15 protein-coding genes and 1 riboswitch are annotated in these 19083 nt (G+C 72.5%); of the genes, 6 read left to right on the top strand and 9 right to left on the bottom strand.

The window, feature by feature from the left end:
• Nucleotides 1-55: 55 nt before the first annotated feature.
• From EDD93_RS33890 to EDD93_RS33870, 5 genes are all read right to left on the bottom strand, one after another.
• Nucleotides 56-1690 (bottom strand): ABC-F family ATP-binding cassette domain-containing protein, encoded by a 1635-nt coding sequence (locus EDD93_RS33890; RefSeq protein WP_123529902.1) that lies wholly within the window; start codon nt 1688-1690, stop codon nt 56-58.
• A 317-nt stretch (nt 1691-2007) separates the two neighbouring features.
• Nucleotides 2008-3288 (bottom strand): DUF2201 family putative metallopeptidase, encoded by a 1281-nt coding sequence (locus EDD93_RS33885; RefSeq protein ID WP_123529900.1) that lies wholly within the window; start codon nt 3286-3288, stop codon nt 2008-2010.
• Nucleotides 3285-4562, bottom strand: a complete 1278-nt coding sequence (locus EDD93_RS33880; protein WP_123529898.1) for a MoxR family ATPase — start codon at nt 4560-4562, stop codon at nt 3285-3287. The genes EDD93_RS33885 and EDD93_RS33880 overlap by 4 nt, the downstream gene beginning before the upstream one ends.
• 112 nt (nt 4563-4674) lie before the next feature.
• Nucleotides 4675-6114 carry a hypothetical protein gene (locus tag EDD93_RS33875; protein ID WP_123529896.1) on the bottom strand — a complete coding sequence of 480 codons (1440 nt, stop codon included), beginning with the start codon at nt 6112-6114 and terminating at the stop codon, nt 4675-4677.
• Nucleotides 6115-6290: 176 nt separating this feature from the next.
• A complete protein-coding gene (locus tag EDD93_RS33870) occupies nt 6291-7049 on the bottom strand; it encodes an IclR family transcriptional regulator (RefSeq protein WP_123529886.1) in 759 nt (252 codons plus the stop codon).
• 283 nt (nt 7050-7332) lie between these two features.
• Between EDD93_RS33870 and EDD93_RS33865 the strand changes: the two genes are divergently transcribed.
• Together EDD93_RS33865 and EDD93_RS33860 are read left to right on the top strand one after the other, a co-directional pair.
• Nucleotides 7333-7689, top strand: a complete 357-nt coding sequence (locus EDD93_RS33865) for a VOC family protein (RefSeq protein WP_123529884.1) — start codon at nt 7333-7335, stop codon at nt 7687-7689.
• A gap of 237 nt (nt 7690-7926) precedes the next feature.
• The gene (locus tag EDD93_RS33860; RefSeq protein WP_123529882.1) at nt 7927-10311 is read left to right on the top strand and encodes an excinuclease ABC subunit UvrA; all 2385 of its coding nucleotides are present in this window, start codon (nt 7927-7929) and stop codon (nt 10309-10311) included.
• Between the two features lie 55 nt (nt 10312-10366).
• Here EDD93_RS33860 and EDD93_RS33855 read toward each other — a convergent pair whose 3' ends face one another.
• On the bottom strand, nt 10367-11140 hold the full coding sequence (locus EDD93_RS33855) for a glutathione S-transferase C-terminal domain-containing protein (protein ID WP_123529880.1): 774 nt from the start codon (nt 11138-11140) through the stop codon (nt 10367-10369).
• 246 nt (nt 11141-11386) lie between these two features.
• Nucleotides 11387-11532: riboswitch (SAM riboswitch) on the bottom strand.
• A 573-nt stretch (nt 11533-12105) separates the two neighbouring features.
• Here EDD93_RS33855 and EDD93_RS33850 point away from each other — a divergent pair.
• Genes EDD93_RS33850 through EDD93_RS33840 form a run of 3 tightly spaced genes read left to right on the top strand, consistent with a single transcriptional unit; the run spans nt 12106 to nt 15874 of the window.
• Nucleotides 12106-13326, top strand: coding sequence for an LLM class flavin-dependent oxidoreductase (locus EDD93_RS33850; protein WP_123531572.1), 1221 nt, complete (start codon nt 12106-12108; stop codon nt 13324-13326).
• A 20-nt stretch (nt 13327-13346) separates the two neighbouring features.
• Nucleotides 13347-14720, top strand: coding sequence for an NtaA/DmoA family FMN-dependent monooxygenase (locus EDD93_RS33845; RefSeq protein WP_123529879.1), 1374 nt, complete (start codon nt 13347-13349; stop codon nt 14718-14720).
• On the top strand, nt 14717-15874 hold the full coding sequence (locus EDD93_RS33840; protein WP_123529877.1) for an LLM class flavin-dependent oxidoreductase: 1158 nt from the start codon (nt 14717-14719) through the stop codon (nt 15872-15874). Before EDD93_RS33845 ends, EDD93_RS33840 begins: the two co-directional genes overlap by 4 nt.
• On the opposite strand, the gene EDD93_RS33835 is transcribed toward EDD93_RS33840, so the two are convergent.
• Nucleotides 15835-16674, bottom strand: a complete 840-nt coding sequence (locus tag EDD93_RS33835; RefSeq protein WP_123529875.1) for a helix-turn-helix domain-containing protein — start codon at nt 16672-16674, stop codon at nt 15835-15837. The genes EDD93_RS33840 and EDD93_RS33835 overlap by 40 nt on opposite strands.
• Before the next feature lie 87 nt (nt 16675-16761).
• On the opposite strand from EDD93_RS33835, the gene EDD93_RS33830 reads away from it, so the two are divergent.
• Nucleotides 16762-17130, top strand: a complete 369-nt coding sequence (locus EDD93_RS33830; protein ID WP_123529873.1) for a nuclear transport factor 2 family protein — start codon at nt 16762-16764, stop codon at nt 17128-17130.
• 62 nt (nt 17131-17192) lie between these two features.
• On the opposite strand, the gene EDD93_RS33825 is transcribed toward EDD93_RS33830, so the two are convergent.
• The gene (locus EDD93_RS33825) at nt 17193-18107 is read right to left on the bottom strand and encodes a serine hydrolase (protein WP_260256078.1); all 915 of its coding nucleotides are present in this window, start codon (nt 18105-18107) and stop codon (nt 17193-17195) included.
• Nucleotides 18104-18976: a LysR family transcriptional regulator gene (locus EDD93_RS33820; RefSeq protein WP_123529871.1), complete on the bottom strand. Its 873-nt coding sequence runs from the start codon at nt 18974-18976 to the stop codon at nt 18104-18106. The genes EDD93_RS33825 and EDD93_RS33820 overlap by 4 nt, the downstream gene beginning before the upstream one ends.
• Nucleotides 18977-19083 lie beyond the last annotated feature (107 nt).

The following is a 19083-nucleotide window of genomic DNA, read 5'->3' as shown; positions in this document are numbered from 1 at the left end:
CGCGGCCCGCCGGGCGTCCTGCCTCGGGCGCGGGCCAGGACGGCACGTCAGCGGTTCACATCTGCGGAGCCCCGGTCTCCACCAGCTCGCCGTCCGCCAGCCTCAGCCACCGGTCCACGCCGATCCTGCCGAGGAAGGACTCGTCGTGACTGACGACCACGAACGCTCCCCGGTACGAGCTCAGCGCGCCCTCCAGCTGATCCGCGCTCGTCAGGTCGAGGTTGTTGGTCGGCTCGTCCAGGAGCAGCAGCTGCGGGGCCGGTTCGGCGCACAGCACGCAGGCCAGGGTCGCCCGCAGGCGCTCGCCACCGGACAGCAGCCCGACCGGCAGGTGGGCGCTGTCGCCCCGGAAGAGGAAGCGCGCGAGCAGGTTCATCCGCTCCGCCTCCGGCCGGTGCGGGGCGGACTCGGCGAAGTTCTCCGCCACCGTACGGTCGAGGTCGAGCAGGTCGAGCCGCTGCGACAGATAGGCGATCCGCCCGTCCAGCCGCCTGATCTCGCCGCCCTCCGGCCGGAGTTCGCCGTTGATCAGCCGCAACAGGGTGCTCTTCCCTGCACCGTTGGCGCCCGTGAGCGCGATGCGCTCGGGGCCGCGGATCGTCAGACCGACGCCCTCACCGGCGAACTGCTCCCTACCACCGAGGCGTACCCGTACCCGCTCGGCGAGCAGGACGGTACGTCCGGCGGGGACGACGGTGTCCGGGAGTTCGAGGGTGATGCGCTGCTCGTCGCGCACCGCCCGGCCGGCCTCGTCCAGCCGGGCCCTGGCCTCACCCACCCGGGCGGCATGGGTCTGACCGGCCCGGCCCGCGGACTCCTGGGCGCCCCGCTTCATGTTCCCGGCGAAGATGCGCGGAAGGCCGGCGCTCTTGAGATTGCGCGCGGCGTTGCTCGCCCGGCGCTCGGCGCGCTCGCGGGCCTGCTGCAACTCCCGCTTCTCCCGCTTCAGTTCCTGTTCGGCGTTGCGCACGTTCTTCTCGGCAACCTCCTGCTCGGCCCGGACGGCTTCCTCATAGGCGGCGAAGTTCCCTCCGTAGAGGCGCAGTTCGTCGCTGCCGAGTTCGGCGATACGGTCCATGCGGCCGAGGAGCGCACGGTCGTGGCTGACGAGCAGCAGGGTGCCGCCCCACGCGTCGAGCGCGTCATGGAGCGAGTGCCGGGCTGCCAGGTCCAGGTTGTTGGTCGGCTCGTCGAGCAGCAGCACATCGGGCCGCTTCAGCAACTGGGCCGCCAGACCGAGCGAGACGACCTGTCCGCCGCTGAGCGTGCCGGTGCTCCGGTCGAGGGCGATGCCGGTCAGGCCGAGCCGGTCCAGTTGCGCGCGGGTGCGCTCCTCGATGTCCCAGTCGTCACCGATGACCGCGAAGTGGTCCTCGCCGACATCGCCGGACTCGACGGCGTCCAGGGCGCGGATCACCGCGTCGACCCCCAGGACCTCGGCCACCGTCAGGTCGCCGGTCAGCGGAAGGCTCTGCGGCAGATAGCCCAGCGTGCCGCCAACCGAGACGGTGCCCGAGGCGGGCCGGAGCTCACCGGCGATCAGCTTGAGCAGAGTGCTCTTGCCTGACCCGTTGGGGGCGACGAGACCCGTACGGCCGCTCCCCATGGCGAAGGACAGGTCATGGAAGACGGGGGTGTCGTCGGGCCAGGAGAAGGACAGGCCGGAGCAGATGACGGATGCGTCGGACATGCGGGGGACCTCGCGTGTGATCCGGGACGGCACGCAGTGCGGCCCCGGGGATATGGACAGAGGGAACAACGACATGGCCACATCGGCTGCGCTCCTGGGCGCCCGCCGGTGGCCGGTCAGCTCCGGGTATCACCCGGAGATGTCGTCGTCACCCGCCATGTCTGATCTCCTCCGTACACGCTGAACAGCGTCTCCACATTAGCAGGCGGGCCGCCCCGGGCCCTGCGGGCAACGCCGGACGGGCCCACCGGACAGGCCCCAGGACCTGTCTTCGAACTGCCGTCTGCCGGGCGACGACGGCAGTTCGAAGACAGGCCCTACCCGCAGGACGAGCCGATCTCGACCGTGCGCGCCCACGCGGGCGGCGAGTCCGGCACGTAGTCGGGATCGTCCTCGCTCCACGACCCGCGCGAGTGGCGCCGGGGAAACAGGCCCACCACCGTCCTGCATGCCGGCCGCGCCGCGGGCCACGGCGTCTGCCCGTCCGTGAGGACCACCACGACGTCAGGACGGGGCCGGGCCCGCAGCGCCCTGGCGAAACCCGAACGCAGGTCCGTACCCCCACCGCCGATCAGGGCAATGCCCTCGGCGCGGCACAGCGGGTGCGCGACTCCGGCCGCCGCGTCGCACGACAGGACGCTGACGAGGTCCCGGCGGCCGCCGACGGAGCGGGAGATGGCGGCGACCTCCAGGAGCGCGCTGCCCAGTTCGGCGTCACTGACCGAACCGGAGGTGTCGATGATCACGGTGACCCGGGGCGGCCGGCGGCGGAGGCTCGGCAGCACGGCGCCGGGCACCCCGGCCGAACGGCGGGACGGCCGGCCGTAGGTGTAGTCCTGGCCGGTCCCGGGGCCCGAGGCCGCCGAGCGCACGGCCGCCCCCAGCAACTCCCGCCACGCCTGCGGCGGGTGGAACGCCTCCTCCGCCCACCGCTGCCACCCCTGCGGAGCGTCTCCCGGGCGGCCGGTGATGCCCTGGGCCACCCGGAACCGGACCGCGTCCTGTTGCTGGGCACTCAGGCCGTGAGCGCCCTCCGGCCCCAGGTCCCACTCCCTCTCCAGCCCGTCGGCCCCGCTGCCGCAGTCCAGCCAGGCGAGGTCCTGCGTACGCGGCCCCAGGCGGAACTGCCGCAGGTAGTCCTCCATCAGCTCCCCCTCGGGGAGCCCGAGGCCGCGCGGGTCGACGGCCCCCTCCGGCCGGGCCAGCCCCTCGCCGAACACGTCGTCGTTGATCTCGCAGTCCGCGGCGATGTTCATCCGCAGACGTTCACCCGGGCCGGTCAGCCCGCGCTCCCGCGCGACCCGGTCACCGCGTCCGTGATGGTCGCGCAGCAGGTGCGAGATCTCGTGCACCCACACCCCGGCCAGTTCCTCCACCGGGGTGGCCGCCACGAACGCCGGGGAGACGTAGCACCGCCAGTGCCGGTCGACGGCCATCGTCGGCACCCGCCGCGATTCGACGGTGTGCAGCGCGAACAGCGCCGTCGCCAGGTAGGGGCGGACCCGGGCGGCGTGCAGCCGGGCGGCGAAGAGCTTGTCGACGTCCAGCGGCAGCGGCGCGGCCGGTGTCCGGCGCGATTCCTGCGTCCCGGCCGTCATCGGCGGGCCTGTGCGGCGGCTGCCGTACGGGCCGCCGCCCGGTCCGCGCGGCGGGACAGTGATACGACCCCGGCCAGCTGCTCGATGGCGGCGGGCACGTCCCAGTCCTCCTGGCGCAGCGAGGCGAGTGTGGTCGCGGGGACGACCACCAGATCGGGGGCCCCGGTCTCCAGCGCCCGGACCAGAAGCTCCCACGCGGCGTCCCAGCGGGGCCTTTCGGGGCGGTTGCGGACAGCGGCCACCACGCCGTCCAGCGCTGCCTGACGCAGGTCCCCGCGCTCGGGCAGGACGGCCGAGGCCGGGTCGGCCAGCAGGAGTTCGGGGTCGGGCAGGTCCATCCGGTCCAGGCTCGCCAGCAGCTCCAGCCCCGGGCCGTCCCCCACCGTGCCCCGGACCAGCGCGGAGAGCACTTCACGGGAGGAACCGGCCGCGGTCGCGAAGGCGGTCAGTGACAGCGTCATGTCCCAGGTCCGAGGCGAGGGCCAAGGGCCGCCCCGGCGGGCCTCGTTGCTGGGCAGCCGGTGCACGAGCGCGGGGCGCGCGGACAGCAGCCCGCACACCGCGCGGCGGGCGAACTCCACCGCCTGCGGCAGTGCGTCGGGGGAGAGCCGGGGCAGCGTCGCACGGGGCCAGGTCCCGCCGAGCCCGCGCACCACGACCTCGTGGTCGTGGGCCCACTGGAGGTGGACGAACCGGTTGGCCAGGGGCGGGCTCAGCTCCCAGCCGTCGGCGGCCGAGGACCGGGGATTGGCGGCCGCCACGATCCGTACCTCGGGTGGCAGCCGAAGGGAGCCGATCCGCCGTTCGAGCACGAGGCGGAGCAGGGCGGCCTGCACGGCCGGGGCCGCGGTGGACAGTTCGTCCAGGAACAGCAGCCCCCGGCCGGCCCGTACGAGCCGCACGGCCCAGTCCGGCGGGGCCATCGGCACCCCCTGTTCCGCAGGGTCGTCGCCGACGATGGGCAGCCCGGAGAAGTCGGACGGCTCGTGCACGCTGGCGATGACGGTGGTCAGCGGCAGCTCCAGGGACGCGGCGAGCTGGGTCAGGGCGGCGGTCTTGCCGATTCCGGGCTCGCCCCAGAGGATCACCGGCAGGTCGGCGGCCACGGCCAGGGTCAGCGCCTCCAGCTGTGTGTCGGGGCGCGGTTCGGTGCCGGTGTCGCGCAGCAGGGCGAGCAGCTCACCTGCGACGTCGAGCTGAGGGACATGGGCGGTGGCCGGTTCGGCCGGTCGGGCAGGGGCGTCGTGGGTCGCGAACGGTGCGTATGAGGGCATGTTTGATCACCTGTCGGTTGTGGGTTCGTGATGTGCGGATCGTGGCGCGCGGTTCTCGGCACGGCGGTCCTGACGCGCGCACGAGGCACGCGAGACGGGCGGGGCCCTCAGGTCAGCGGAAGGTCGCCAGGCGTGGGCGGGGGGTACGGTCACCGGAACGGGGACGGGGCAGGGAACGGGGACGAGCCGGGAAGAACCGGCCGGGCGCGGACCCCGGTCCGCCGCCGGTCAGGCCGGCCCTGAACAGGCCGTGGGTGAAACGCCGTTGGGCGGCGGCCTCCAGCTCGTCCCGCAGGGCGCCGCCCCGCAGCACCGCGTCGGGGCCGAGCAGACCCTCGACGACGGCCAGGGCGCCGCTGATGTCGCCGTGCAGGAGCCGTTCCCGTACCCCGCTGAGGCAGTGCGGGCGGCGGTGTGCCTCGTCGATGGCCCGCAGACAGGGGAGCGGATTGCCGGTCAGGGCGACCAGCAACTCCTCGCGGCGGATCTCGGCCGGATCGTGGTCGAGCGGCGCCAGCACCCCGTCGACCAGCCCGATCCGGTGCCGGGCGCCCCGGCACTCCACGAGGCGCGGTCCGCCCGGTGGGTCCGGATCACGGTGGTCGCTCGACGGCGCGTGCTCCGGTGCCAGGGCCGAGGCGACCAGCGGGTGCAGCCGTCCGGCCTCGATCGCACCGGCCCGGAGCAGCTCCAGGTCGGGCGGCATCCAGGCCGCCGCGTCGGGCAGGACCGGCAGCGCGGTGGCGCCCCCCTCGGCGGGCGCCGCCGAGATCCGCAGCGCGGGCGGCCCGGGGCCGTCCCCGTCCACGGCCGGGTCCAGAAGCAGCCGGTGCCCGGCCCCGCACCGCACGGTGACGGGACCGGCGGGCAGCCCCTCGGCCCGGAGCAGGATCCCGGCCTCGTCCGCCCACCGGTCGACGGCGAAACGGTACAGCCGCAGCGCCGGCACAGGACCCGGGAGCGGCAGGTCCGGTACGGGGCGCGGGCCGGCGGCCGGCCGGCCGGCCCCGGAGCGGCTCCGCAGCTCGCCGGCCCTGCGCGCGTCCCAGAGGTGGCGGTGCAGATCGAGCCGGAACCGCCGGCTGGGGTGGGGATGCGGGTGCCGTCGTGCAGCGGCGTCGCAGAGGGAACCGGCCCACAGCGCGAGGCTGATGCGCTGACCGCCGTCCGCCCAGGCCGGCGGCGTCCGGATCACGAGCTGCACCGGGTACGGGCCGTCCCGGCCCCCGGCCTGGTACCGGGCCAGTGCCATGGTCAGACCCGGGCGCAGCAGCCCGTCGGGAGCCGTTCGAGGCAGGTGCCAGCGCAGCAGGTCGGGCGCCAGATGCCGCAGATCGGCCCGGACACGGGCCGCGAGCTCGCGGCCGTGGGCGTCCGCCACGGAATGCAGGTTCAGATCGACGTCTACGCCGGCGGCGGCGCACGCGCCTGCCCAGTCCCCGGAGGAACGGCGGCCGGTCGCGGTCTCGATCATGGAGGGCGGCACGGCGAACTCGCGCACGCGCAGCCAGTAGGAAATACGGGAATCCCGGTTCGCGGTCTCGGTGAGCATCAGCACTCACCTTGCGCGGACGGGTCCCCCAATCTGTGAACAGAGTGAGTCATCATCGCGACGACCGTATCGCTCGCGACACCGGACCGCCACGGATTTTCTCGAACTGCCGGGAAACGGGGCGTGGTCGGGGACCGGCCCGGCCCATCCCGGGTCCTGCCGAGGCCCGGCGTGCGTCAGTCGGGCAGCGAGAGGCCCATGGTCACGCGCATCGCCGAGGACAGCAGTCCGGCCCGGACCCGGGTGGTCCGGTACATCCGGTCCGACCGGAAGGAGATGCCGAGCGAACCGATCTGGTCACCGCTGTACACGGGCACGGCTATGCAGGTCGTCCCGCGCGCGTACTCCTCCCGGTCCATGACGACCGGCGCCGCCGGCGTGGAGTCGAGCTGCCGCAGCAGCTCCTCCCGCCGTGTGATGGTGCGGGGGGTGAGATCGGTCAGCGGATGCCGGGAGAAGTACTCGGCGCGCGCCTGCTCGTCGAGCTCTCGCAGCACGCTCTTGCCGAGAGCCGTGGCGTGTCCGGCGTCCTGGAAACCGACCCAGAGATCCACCCGAGGGGCTCGGGCGCTGTCGACGATCTCCAGGACCCGGATCTCGCCCTCCTCGTACAGGGTCAGGTAGACCGCGGCCGAGAGGTCGTCGCGCAACGACTTCAGAACGGGCCTTACACGGGCCGGCAGCCCACGCCCGTCGCCCGCGGCGCCCGGCGACGAGCGCTCGGGGGAGAGGGCGAACGCGCCGTCGGCCGCCTCGGTCAGATAGCCGTCCCGTGCGAGCGCCCTCAGGAGCCGTTCGACGGTGGCCACGGGCAGACCCGCCTCCCGGGCCAGCTGCCGCACGGGGACATCCGCCGAGTGCGATCCTGCCGCCTCCATCACGCGGAGGGCACGCTCGACGTACGCGATGAGCTCGGGGCCGCCCTCGTCACCCATGCTCCCAAGCATGGACCCGGTGCCGGACGGCAGCAATACGACCGGTACACGGCCCTGACCTGGGGTGCGTGCCGAGGCGAAGGGGCGCAGCGCGTTCCGGGACCCCTGCGGGGACCGGTCAGGAATGGAGAAGCGCGGTCACCGGGCCGCAGCTAGCGTGATGGCCAGACACCGAGCGCCCGGACATCGGGCGCCGACCGCGACCGCCGGCTCCGTACCTCCGGGCCGGCCCGGCGCGACCGTCCGCATGGGGCCCCGCGCCTCACGAACCACAGGAGCGACCATGACCGGCTCTGCCGCCAAGGGAATCAAGACCGTCCTGCACCCCGTGTCCGACCTGACCGCCGCCAAGGCGGTGTACACGGCTCTGCTCGGCGTGGAGCCGCAGGCGGACGCGCCCTACTACGTCGGCTACGAGGCCGGTGGCCAGCACATCGGTCTCGTGCCGGACGGGGGAGGGCAGGGCGTGGCCTCGCCCGTGACCTACTGGGAGGTACCCGACATCGAGGCGAAGCTGGCCGAGGTGACGGCGGCGGGCGCCACCGTGAAGGAGCCCGCGCACGACGTCGGCGGCGGACGCCTGGTGGCCACCTTCACGGACCCGGACGGCAATGTGCTCGGGATCCTGCAGGACACCTGAGCAAGGCCGCTGAGCCGTCCCGCGCGCCCGGCACAGCGGGCGCGGGGACCAGCGGGGACGGCCGTCGCGCATCCCGGCCGGCACCGCCCGCCGGGATGCGTTGCCACGGACACGTCGGCCAAGTAGAACCATGCCCACAGTCCTCAGCCCGGCCGACGGAAGACAGCCGGCCGACGGAAGACAGTCGCCCGACGGAAGACAGCCGGCCGACAGCAGACAGATGGAGAACCGATAAGCATGGCCACGAGTAAGGACGCGCGGTCGTCGGCGCCGCACGCCGCCGACATCCACGATGTGATCCGCGTGCACGGCGCGCGCGTGAACAACCTCAAGGACGTCAGCATCGAGATCCCGAAGCGGCGGCTCACGGTCTTCACCGGTGTCTCGGGCTCGGGGAAGACCTCGCTGGTGTTCAACACGATCGCGGCGGAGTCGCAGCGGCTGATCAACGAGACCTACAGCGCCTTCGTGCAGGGCTTCATGCCCACGCTGTCGCGGCCCGAGGTCGACGTCCTGGACGGGCTGACCACCGCGATCATCGTGGACCAGCAGAAACTGGGCGCCGATCCGCGCTCCACGGTCGGCACGGCCACCGACGCGAACGCGATGCTGCGGATCCTCTTCAGCCGCCTCGGCAAGCCGCACATCGGCCCGCCGGGCGCGTACGCCTTCAACGTCCCCTCGGTCCGGGCCAGTGGTGCCATCACGGTGGAGCGCGGCGCCAAGAAGGCGGTGAAGGCGACCTTCAACCGCACCGGCGGCATGTGCACGCGCTGCGAGGGGCGGGGCACCGTCTCCGACATCGACCTCACCCAGCTCTACGACGACTCCAAGTCCCTCGCCGAGGGCGCCTTCACCATCCCCGGGTGGAAGTCCGACAGCTTCTGGACCGTCCGGGTCTACGCCGAATCGGGACTCCTCGACCCGCACAAGCCGATCCGCAAGTTCACCAAGAAGGAGATGCAGGACTTCCTCCACCGGGAGCCGACCAAGGTCAAGGTCGAGGGCGTGAACCTCACCTACGAGGGTCTGATCCCCAAGATCCAGAAGTCCTTCCTGTCCAAGGACAAGGAGGCCCTGCAGCCCCACATCCGCGCGTTCGTGGAGCGGGCCGTCACCTTCACCACCTGCCCCGAGTGCGACGGCACCCGCCTCAGCGAGGGCGCCCGGTCCTCGAAGATCAAGCGGATCAACATCGCCGAGGCCTGCGCGATGCAGACCAGCGACCTGGCCGACTGGGTCCGGGGTCGCGACGACTCCTCGGTCGCACCCCTGCTCACCGCGCTGGGGCAGACGCTCGACTCGTTCGTGGAGATCGGACTCGGCTACCTCTCGCTCGACCGGCCGACGGGCACGCTGTCGGGCGGCGAGGCCCAGCGCGTCAAGATGATCCGCCACCTCGGCTCCTCGCTCACCGACGTCACCTATGTCTTCGACGAGCCGACCGCCGGGCTGCACCCCCACGACATCCAGCGGATGAACCGGCTGCTGCTGCGCCTGCGCGACAAGGGCAACACGGTGCTCGTCGTGGAGCACAAGCCGGAGACGATCGCGATCGCGGACCATGTCGTCGACCTGGGCCCCGGGGCCGGTACGGCGGGCGGCACCGTCTGCTTCGAGGGCTCCGTCGAGGGTCTGCGGGCCGGCGACACCGTCACGGGGCGCCACTTCGACGACCGGGCCACTCTCAAGGAAGCGCCGCGCAAGCCCAGCGGCGCGCTGGAGGTCCGGGGAGCGGACGCGAACAACCTGCGCGGCGTCGACGTCGACATCCCGCTCGGGGTCCTCGCCGTGGTCACGGGCGTCGCCGGCTCCGGCAAGAGCTCACTGATCCACGGCTCGGTCTCCGGACTGGACGGGGTGGTGTCGATCGACCAGGGCGCGATCCGGGGCTCGCGACGGAGCAACCCCGCCACGTACACCGGGCTGCTCGACCCGATCCGCAAGGCGTTCGCCAAGGCCAACGACGTGAAGCCGGCCCTGTTCAGCGCCAACTCCGAGGGTGCCTGCCCCGGTTGCAACGGCGTCGGGGTCGTCTACACCGACCTGGCGATGATGGCCGGCGTCGCCACCGTCTGCGAGGAGTGCGAGGGGAAGCGGTTCCTGGCCTCGGTGCTCGAATACCGTCTCGGCGGCCGCGACATCAGCGAGGTGCTCGCGATGTCGGTGACCGAGGCCGAGGAGTTCTTCGGCGCCGGCGAGGCGCACACACCCGCCGCCCACCGCGTTCTCGGCAGGCTAGCCGACGTCGGGCTCGGCTACCTCAGCCTGGGCCAGCCGCTCACCACCCTGTCCGGCGGTGAGCGGCAACGGCTCAAGCTGGCCACGCACATGGGCGAGAAGGGCGGCGTCTACGTCCTCGACGAGCCGACCACCGGCCTGCACCTCGCGGACGTCGAGCAACTGCTCGGCCTGCTCGACCGGCTCGTGGACTCCGGGAAGTCCGTCATCGTGATCGAGCACCACCAAGCGGTCATGGCGCACGCCGACTGGATCATCGACCTCGGCCCCGGCGCCGGTCACGACGGCGGATCGCTCGTCTTCGAGGGCACCCCCGCCGATCTGGTCGAGGACCGCTCCACGCTCACCGGCGAACACCTCGCGGCCTACGTCGGAGCCTGAGGGGGAACGCCGAGGGCGGCCGCCCCGGCCGCCCCGGCCGACGCCGCCGGTGCGTTCAGCGCTCCGGCGGCTTCGGGAAGGCGGGGTGGCCGCCGAGGCGCTCCACGTACTCCTGGAGCCGGGGACGGGCGCCAAGAGTGCCGGCCGGGCCGAGATGGACGAGCGCCACCCACAGGTCCACATCCGCAGCGGTCAGTTCCTCGCCCAGCGCGTAGGGCCGCGGGGCGAGCGACCGCTCCAGCAGGTCCAGGGCCGCCGACCGCTGCGTACGACCCGCCCGGGGCGTGACATCCCGGTCCAGCAGCTCGCGAAGGGCCTCGATGTCCGCCGCCAGCTCCGGCGGCCGCAGCGCCGACGGACGGGCCTCGTCATGGCCCGAGAGCAGGCCCGCGAGATCGCGGAGGATGTCGGGCGTGTGGTTGCTGACGATGCGTCCGCTCCACCGGTCGCACAGCGCGGGCGCCGTCAGCGGACCGTCGTAGTGGTGCAACGTGGCCTCGTACGCGCTGCGCAGCGAGGCGAGCGCCTCGGGCGCCCCGGCGGGGTGCCCCAGGAAGGTGGTGGCGACCGAGTCCTGGAGACCGAGCAGGGCGAGAGTGATCGAGATACGCATCGACCGCGGACAACTCGCCGACAGGAAGAGCTCGTAGCGGTGCGGGGCCGGGTAGAAGCCGCCGGCCAGGCCGACCCCGATGCGGCTGTGGATGCGGGAGGACGGCACGGTCACCTTGGGACGGGGGTGCGGAACGCACGGACCCGGTCCGGACGGGATCGAGCCGCACGTGATCGAGTTGGCTGTGCTGGAACTGCGCGAAGCTGTCTCGGGCATGACTCTCCCTGTGGAGATCCCTGTGGGAACGAGGAAGCCACCGCCGCCTTGTGGGCACCGGCGACCGGATGGGGAACGACTGCGCTTCGGAAACCCGGCCCGAAAACGCGACAGCGCGGACCTGCCGTGCGGAGTGTCAGGTCCTAGTACGCGCTGGAGACACGCAACAGATCGATGTGCAGGCGCCTCGTCAAGCCGTTCCTGGACAAATCCCGCCCGTCCTGACTCCGGGGCTCGCGAGACGCGAGACCACGCTTGCCCCGCCACGCCGGCGGGACCCGGTCGTCACCCGGGGCACCCCGTCGCGGTGGAAGGGTTGCCTGCCAGCGGGCCGGGGCCGATGACCCCGTGAGCAGGACTGATCCCGCACGGGGGCGCTGACAATCGTGACCGTCCAGGCCAGTTTCCGTGCGCCACGTGACGCCGTCAAGGAGGCCACGGGGGGCATCTCGCCTGTTGGTCACCGGCGTTGACACTCCCCTTGACGCATGCATAACTTGCGGTGCGCAACGGCTCCGGTGCCGGCGAGAAGCCCGGATCATCCGGCCGGTGATACCCGCGCTGCGGGATGCCGCAGGAGATGACCGGACGGTGTCCGGCAGCCGCGAGGCCCCACGGGGCGGAATGGTGACGGTGAGAGCGATGCACGCAGCTGAAGGGATGGCTGCCTGGCGGTCCCGGGGCCGCGTCCTGCTCTGCGCGGACCGCGCCGTCGACCTGCAGCGTGTCAGCAGCGCGCTGTGTACCGCCGCCCGTCGCGTCCGCTGCCGAGGCTGACCGCCTTCCGGCGCTCTGACGCTCTGATGCTCTGACGCCCACCGCTGCCGCGGTGCGTCGTCCTCCCCTCCCTGGCCCCGCACCGTGCTGTGCGCCCGCGCTCCGTCGTGTCGTTCCCGACCGGCTCGTCGGCGCCCGGGGTCCGGGCCGGCTTCCGCCGTACGGTCGATCAGGAAGGCACCACCTCCGTGTCCTCGTCACCCTCTCCCCTGCATCTCGCCGTGGCCCTGGACGGCGCGGGCTGGCACCCCGCCGCCTGGCGCGAACCCACGGCCCGGCCCGGCGAACTGTTCACCGCCGCCTACTGGAGCGACCTGGTCACCGAGGCCGAACGCGGACTGCTCGACTTCGTGACCATCGAGGACGGACTCGGCCTCCAGTCCTCGTCCCGCACCGAGCCCGACGGGCGCACCGACCAGGTCCGGGGCCGGCTGGACGCCGTCCTCATCGCGGCGCGGATCGCCCCGCTGACCCGGCACATCGGTATCGTCCCGACGGTGGTGGCCACCCACACGGAGCCCTTCCACATATCCAAGGCCATCGCCACCCTCGACTACGTGAGCACCGGACGTGCGGGCCTGCGCCTGCAGGTCACGGCCCGGAGGCACGAGGCCGCGCACTTCGGCCGCCGCACCCTCCCCCCGTTCGGCGCCGGGGACTACTCCACCCCCGCCGGGCAGGAGCTGCTGAGCAGCCTGTTCGACGAGGCCGCCGACCACATCGAGGTGGTGCGACGGCTCTGGGACAGCTGGGAGGACGACGCCGAGATCCGGGACGTCGCCACCGGACGCTTCATCGACCGTACGAAGCTGCACTACATCGACTTCGAGGGCACGCACTTCCGGGTGAAGGGCCCCTCGGTCACGCCCCGGCCGCCCCAGGGCCAGCCCGTCGTCAGCGCCCTGGCGCACGCGACCGTCCCGTACCGTCTGGTGGCCCGCTCCGCCGACATCGGATACGTCACCCCGCACGACGCCGGCGAGGCCCGAGGCGTCGTGGAGGAGATCCGCACCGAACAGGCGGCGGCGGGCCGCGCCGAGGAGACCCTGCACGTCTTCGGCGACCTGGTGGTCTTCCTGGACGACGACCCCGCCGCGGCCGCCGCCCGCCGGGAACGGCTGGAGGACCTCGCGGGCGAGCCGTACACCAGCGACGCCCCGGTCTTCACCGGAACGCCCGCCGCACTCGCCGATCTCCTCCAGGACCTGGCGACGGCCGGACTGACCGGATTCCGGCTGCGCCCCGCCGTCGCGGGGCACGACCTCCCGGCGATCACCCGGGGCCTGGTCCCCGAACTGCGGCGCCGGGGCGTCTTCCGCCGGGAGTACGAGGCCGGCACCCTGCGCGGACTGCTTGGGCTCACCCGTCCGGCGAACCGCTACGCCGCCACCGCGACCTCGACCGCCTGAGCCGGAAGGACCCCCAGATCATGAGCAAGCCGCTCAAGCAGATCCATCTCGCGGCCCACTTCCCCGGAGTCAACAACACCACCGTGTGGAGTGACCCGAAGGCCGGCAGCCATATCGAGTTCAGTTCCTTCGCACACTTTGCCCGGACCTCCGAGCGCGCGAAGTTCGACTTCCTCTTCCTCGCCGAAGGCCTGCGGCTGCGCGAACAGGGAGGCGAGATATACGACCTGGACGTGGTCGGGCGGCCCGACACCTTCACCGTCCTCGCCGCGCTCGCCGCCGTCACCGAACACCTCGGCCTGACCGGCACGATCAACTCGACCTTCAACGAGCCGTACGAGGTGGCCCGCCAGTTCGCCAGCCTCGACCACCTCTCGGGCGGGCGCGCCGCCTGGAACGTGGTCACCTCCTGGGACGCCTTCACCGGGGAGAACTTCCGCCGAGGCGGCTTCCTCCCGCAGGACGAGCGCTACTCCAGGGCCAAGGAGTTCCTGTCCACCACGAACGAACTCTTCGACTCCTGGCACGGGGACGAGATCGTCGCGGACCGGCGGACGGGCACGTTCCTGAGCGACGCGAAGGCCGGAGCCTTCGTGCACAAGGGGCAGCACTTCGACATCGAGGGCCAGTTCAATGTCCCCCGCTCCCCGCAGGGACGGCCCGTCATCTTCCAGGCGGGTGACTCCGACGAAGGCCGTGAATTCGCCGCGTCGAGCGCGGACGCGATCTTCAGCCGCTACGCCACCCTGCAGGAAGGGCGGGCCTTCTACACGGACGTCAAGAGCCGCCTCGCCAGGTACGGCCGCCGCCCCGACCAGCTCCTGATCCTCCCGGCGGCCACCTTCGTCCTCGGCGACACCGACGCCGAGGCGGAGGAACAGGCCCGCGAGGTGCGCCGCCTGCAGGTCAGCGGCGCGACCGCGATCAAGCACCTGGAGTTCGTCTGGAACCGGGACCTGTCCGGCTACGACCCGGACGGTCCCCTCCCCGACATCGACCCCGACCCCGGCGAGCACACCGTCGCCCGAGGCCGCGCCCAGGTACGGATGTACCGCGACCCACTGGCCACCGCCCGCGAGTGGAGGGAGCGCGCGGCCGCCAACAAGTGGTCCATCCGCGACCTGGTCATCGAGACCGGAAACCGCCAGGCCTTCGTCGGATCCCCGGCCACCGTCGCCACCACGATCAACGAGTTCGTCCAGACCGACGCCGCCGACGGGATCATCCTCGCCCCGCACATCACCCCGGGCGGCCTCGACGAGTTCACCGACCGGGTCATCCCGCTGCTCCAGGAACGGGGCGTGTACCGGACGGAGTACGAGGGCGCCACCCTGCGCGACCACCTCGGCCTGGACCACCCCGACGACGCGCGCGGCGAGCGTGAGGCCTCATGAGGTTCCTCGCCGTCACCCTGATCGTGCACGGTCCGCACCCCGTGACAGGTGTGCGGAAGCCGACCACCGAGCGCTTCCGCGAGGTACTCGACAACGCGCTCCTCGCCGAGGAACTGGGCTTCGACGGCTTCGGCGTGGGGGAGCGGCACGAGCGGCCGTTCATCTCCTCCTCGCCACCGGTCGTACTCAGCCATATCGCCGCGCTCACCTCCCGGATCCGGCTGTTCACGGCCGTCACCACGCTCAGCCTCCTGGACCCGGTGCGCGCCTACGAGGACTACGCCACGCTGGACCACCTCTCCGGCGGCCGCCTCGAACTGATCATCGGCAAGGGCAACGGCGCCGCTCAGCGGGAGCTGTTCCGGGTCACCCCCGAGGACCAGTGGGACCGCAACGCCGAGAGCTACCAGGTGTTCCGGCAGCTCTGGCGCCAGGACAGGGTCACCGCCGCCACCCGCTTCCGTCCGGAGCTCAAGGACGCGCAGGTGTGGCCCCGGCCCCTCCAGCAGCCGGTCCGGGTCTGGCACGGCAGCGCGACCAGCAGGGAGTCGGTCGATCTCGCCGCCCGCTACGGCGATCCGCTCTTCTCCGCCAACGTCACCAACACCATCGAGCCCTACGCCGAGCTGATCCGCTACTACCGCGAACGCTGGGAGCACCACGGCCACGATCCGGCGGACATCGCGGTGGGCGCCGGAACAGCCGGCCTCTACGCGGCCCGGACCTCGCAGGAGGCGCTCGCCGCCTACCGGCCGGTGTTCGAAGGGAACCTCGCCTTCCAGGAACAGCTGGGCCTGGAACCGGTGTTCACCACCCTGGAGGACTTCGTGGAGCGCAGCTCGGCGCTGATCGGCAGTCCGCAGCAGATCATCGAGAAGGTGCACCGCTACCACGAGCGGTTCGGGCACACCGTCCTCCACCTCGGCGCGGACGCGGGCGGACTGTCGGACCGCCAACACCGGGACTCGCTCGCGCTCTTCCAGTCGGACGTCGCGCCCGTGCTGCGCCGGGAGATCCCCGATCCGCCGTTCGCCTGGGGCCCGGTCCTGGCCGGGGCGCCGGCCACAGCCGCACCCTCAGCCGCATCCGCGCCCCAGTCGGCTCTCGCGGCCCGTCAGGTGTCCGGCTCTCCGTCGTCTCCGTCGTGCCCGTGAAGCAGCGGCGGGCCGCCTCGCACGTCGGCCATGCTCCGCAGGAAGGCGGCGCTGTCGGCGTCCGCCGGGTAGTACGACTCGATCGAGAGCTCGTCGAGCGTGATGTCGTGCGGGGTACCGAACGTGGTGATCGTCGAGAACAGCCTCAGCTCACGTCCCCGGAACCGGAAGGTCATCGCAATCGCCACCTCCGACCCAGCTGCGGGGACCGGCTCGTCCGGCTCGTCCGGCTCACGCTCCGCGAAGAACTCGTCGTACAGTGCGCCGATCACCGGATCGCCGGTGCGGGCGAGCTGACGCGACAAGCGTGCGCGGAAGAACGAGCCGACTTCGGTGAGGTTGACGATCCGGGAGGCGAGCCCTCGCGGATCGAGCCCGAGCCGCACCATGTTGACCGGAGCGGCGAGCAGCGCGGGATCGACGCCTTCGAGGAAGAGCCCGACCGGTGCGTTGGCCAGCACGATGTTCCAATGCCGGTCGACGACCAGCGCCGGGTACGGTTCGTGCGCGTGCAGCACCTGGTTCAGGGCGTCCCGGACGGCTGACATGTCCGGCTCGTCGAGCGGCCGCTCGCCGTACCGGGGCGCGAACCCGGCTGCCACCAGCAGACGGTTGCGGTGCCGCAGCGGCACCTCCAGCTGCGCCGCGAGGCGGAGCACCATCCCGGCGCTCGGCCGGGACCTGCCGGTCTCCACGAGACTGACGTAGCGGGGTGAGACATCGGCGGCCAGCGCGAGATCGAGCTGGCTCAGCCGTCGGCTGTGACGCCACTCGCGCAACAGGGCGCCTACCGTCTCCACAACGCTGAGAGTACCGGCCGCGCCGGAGACGTTCCATGAACCGGGAGTTCATCGACACCGCCCGAACGCGGCGCGAAACTCGGCGGCATGAGCACTGACAACAGCGAACTGATCCTGAAATGCCTGGAGTTCTACGGCAGGGGCGACCTCGATGCCGTATCGCCGCTGCTGTGCGACGACTACGCCGATCACGGGCTGCCGTTCCGGACCTCCACGAAAGCCGAATGGATCGAGGCGGCGGGGAAGCTGCCCCACGCGGAGCTGCGCATCGACATCCGGAGCGTGGTGGCGCAGGGCGCCTTCGTGACGCTGTTCTCCCACCGGTGGCTGCCCGGAGGCGCGCTCGACATCGCGGTGGCCGACATCTTCCGCATCCAGGACGGCCTGATCGCGGAGCGCTGGGAGGTCGTCGAACAGATCCCGGTGGACGCTCCGAATCCTCTGGAGACCCTCTGACCGCGGCGGCGGGGCCGGCCGGGTGCCGGCGTCCTCGACGGTGAGGGGGGAACCGGCCCGGGTCAGGTGTCCTGGTTCCCCCGCAGCTCCTCCACCGCGGCCCGCGCCGCTGCCCCGATCACGGCGTCGGCGCGCGGCAGCCTGCTGTCGGCCCTGGCCGCCTGGGTGAACACCACCGCGGTGTAGATGCTGCCGTCCGCGAGTTCGACGACCCCGGCCTCGTGCCGGAGCGAACCGAAGGTGCCGGTCTTCCCGTAGACGGTGACGTCGTCGTAGGGAAACCCCGAGGCGAGGCGGTGCGTCCACGGCTGCCTGCGCATCACCTCCCGCATGAACGCGCAGCCCTCCGCCGAGGCGGCCTCGTCCGTCCAGACCGCCCGCAGCAGCCGTGCCAGGTCCGCCGGGGTGCCGGACGCCTTGAAGGCCGGGTCGTACACGCCCGCCGGTACGACGGTGTCGTTGTCGGCGACATGGGCCAGGGCCGCGTCCAGCGACGGCGCTCCCGTCTCCGCGACCAGCCGGCTGAACGTGCTGACGACACCGCCGCGGACATGGGTGTCGGGCATTCCCAGCAGGCGGCAGACGGCATCCACCGCATCGGCGCCGACGGCCCGCAGGACGGCGGCGGCCGCGGTGTTGTCGGAGACGGTCATCATCAGCGTCACCAGATCGCGCAGGGACATGGTGACGGGGTCCTGGAGGATGGAGACGCCCGTCGGGCCTGGGACCCGGTCGGCGGCATCCAGGGTCACCCGGTGGCAAGGGTCCAGCCGCCCCGCGTCCGCGAGGCGGCAGAAGGCGGCCATGAGCGGCAGCTTGTAGACCGAACCCAGGGGAAGCTCTTCGCCGGGATCGATGACCACGCGGGCGGCCGGGCGGCGCAGATCCGCCACGTGCAGCCAGCCCCGGACGCCCGCGTCGTCGAACATGTCGCGGATGGCGCGCTCCACACCGCCGCCCCGGCGCGACCGGCTCACGGTGCCACCTTCCGGGCCAGGGCGTCCTCCAGCAGCTGCGCCGTCCCGGCGGTCTCCAGCGCACCGGGACGGCGCGGGTCCCAGGCGACCCGCAGACGCAGGGGCAGCGGCGGGTCCGTCGCCGTCCGGCGCTCCACCCCGGACGCCGTCAGCGCCTCGTCCGCCGTGACGAGCACCGCCTGACCCGCCGCCACGAGGGCGAGGGCGGCGCGCTCGTCGGAGACCACCACGGTCTCCACGCGACGGCCCCGGCTGGCCAGGGTGTCGACGAACAGGTCGTGCGCGGCGGGCGCCTCGGCACGCGGACGCACCGCGACGGGCAGGCGTGGCGCGGCTCTGCCACCGCCCGCGTCGACCCCGGCGGGGGACAGCACCCAGGTCGGCAGCAGGATCACCCGGCCCGCGGCGAGACCGTGCAGCACGGACGGATGCCGGATCACGGCGATGTCGACCCGTCCGGCCGCGACGTCGGCGAGCAGTGTGGCCGTCGACGCCGTCACCATGGCGATCCTGGCACGCTCACCCGCCCGGACCGGGGCCGCCGCCGCCTCGGCGGCCAGCGGCGCCGGCACCTCCGGGGCAAGCCCGATCCGCAGCCGCCGGCCGTCGGCCTGCTCCCGGGCCCCGGTCTCGCGGAGCTCCGCGAGGGCGGCCAGGGCGCGGCGGGCGTGCGGAAGCAGCAGCGCCCCCTCCTCGGTGAGGAACACCCCCCGCTCACGGTCGAACAGACGCACCCCGAGCAGTGCCTCCAGTCTCCGCAGGCCCTGCGACAACGGCGGCTGGGTCATACCCACACGCTGGGCGGCCGCACCGAAGTGTTCCTCGTCCGCCAGGGCGACGAAGATTTCCAGGTGTCGTTCGGTGAGCAATCCGTACCTCCTGGCATGCGGTGATATGGCTTGTGAATGAGGGAGATGCCGAGATGGTATTCGACATGTGGCCCGGCGTCCGACTTGACTTCGGACAGCCACGTCCC

The sequence above is a fragment of the Streptomyces sp. 840.1 genome, assembly GCF_003751445.1.
In the GTDB taxonomy this organism is placed as follows: Bacteria; Actinomycetota; Actinomycetes; order Streptomycetales; family Streptomycetaceae; genus Streptomyces.
This window is presented reverse-complemented; position numbering and strand designations above follow the sequence as displayed.

What these genes read in the sequence shown, in the direction of transcription:
- EDD93_RS33870 (WP_123529886.1), bottom strand. Translation starts at nt 7,049, where the DNA reads ATGGGTGACGAGGGCGGCCCCGAGCTCATCGCGTACGTCGAGCGTGCC.
- EDD93_RS33885 (WP_123529900.1), bottom strand. Translation starts at nt 3,288, where the DNA reads ATGACGGCCGGGACGCAGGAATCGCGCCGGACACCGGCCGCGCCGCTG.
- EDD93_RS33880 (WP_123529898.1), bottom strand. Translation starts at nt 4,562, where the DNA reads ATGCCCTCATACGCACCGTTCGCGACCCACGACGCCCCTGCCCGACCG.
- EDD93_RS33860 (WP_123529882.1), top strand. Translation starts at nt 7,927, where the DNA reads ATGGCCACGAGTAAGGACGCGCGGTCGTCGGCGCCGCACGCCGCCGAC.
- EDD93_RS33840 (WP_123529877.1), top strand. Translation starts at nt 14,717, where the DNA reads ATGAGGTTCCTCGCCGTCACCCTGATCGTGCACGGTCCGCACCCCGTG.
- EDD93_RS33845 (WP_123529879.1), top strand. Translation starts at nt 13,347, where the DNA reads ATGAGCAAGCCGCTCAAGCAGATCCATCTCGCGGCCCACTTCCCCGGA.
- EDD93_RS33855 (WP_123529880.1), bottom strand. Translation starts at nt 11,140, where the DNA reads ATGCCCGAGACAGCTTCGCGCAGTTCCAGCACAGCCAACTCGATCACG.
- EDD93_RS33830 (WP_123529873.1), top strand. Translation starts at nt 16,762, where the DNA reads ATGAGCACTGACAACAGCGAACTGATCCTGAAATGCCTGGAGTTCTAC.
- EDD93_RS33875 (WP_123529896.1), bottom strand. Translation starts at nt 6,114, where the DNA reads ATGCTCACCGAGACCGCGAACCGGGATTCCCGTATTTCCTACTGGCTG.
- EDD93_RS33865 (WP_123529884.1), top strand. Translation starts at nt 7,333, where the DNA reads ATGACCGGCTCTGCCGCCAAGGGAATCAAGACCGTCCTGCACCCCGTG.
- EDD93_RS33890 (WP_123529902.1), bottom strand. Translation starts at nt 1,690, where the DNA reads ATGTCCGACGCATCCGTCATCTGCTCCGGCCTGTCCTTCTCCTGGCCC.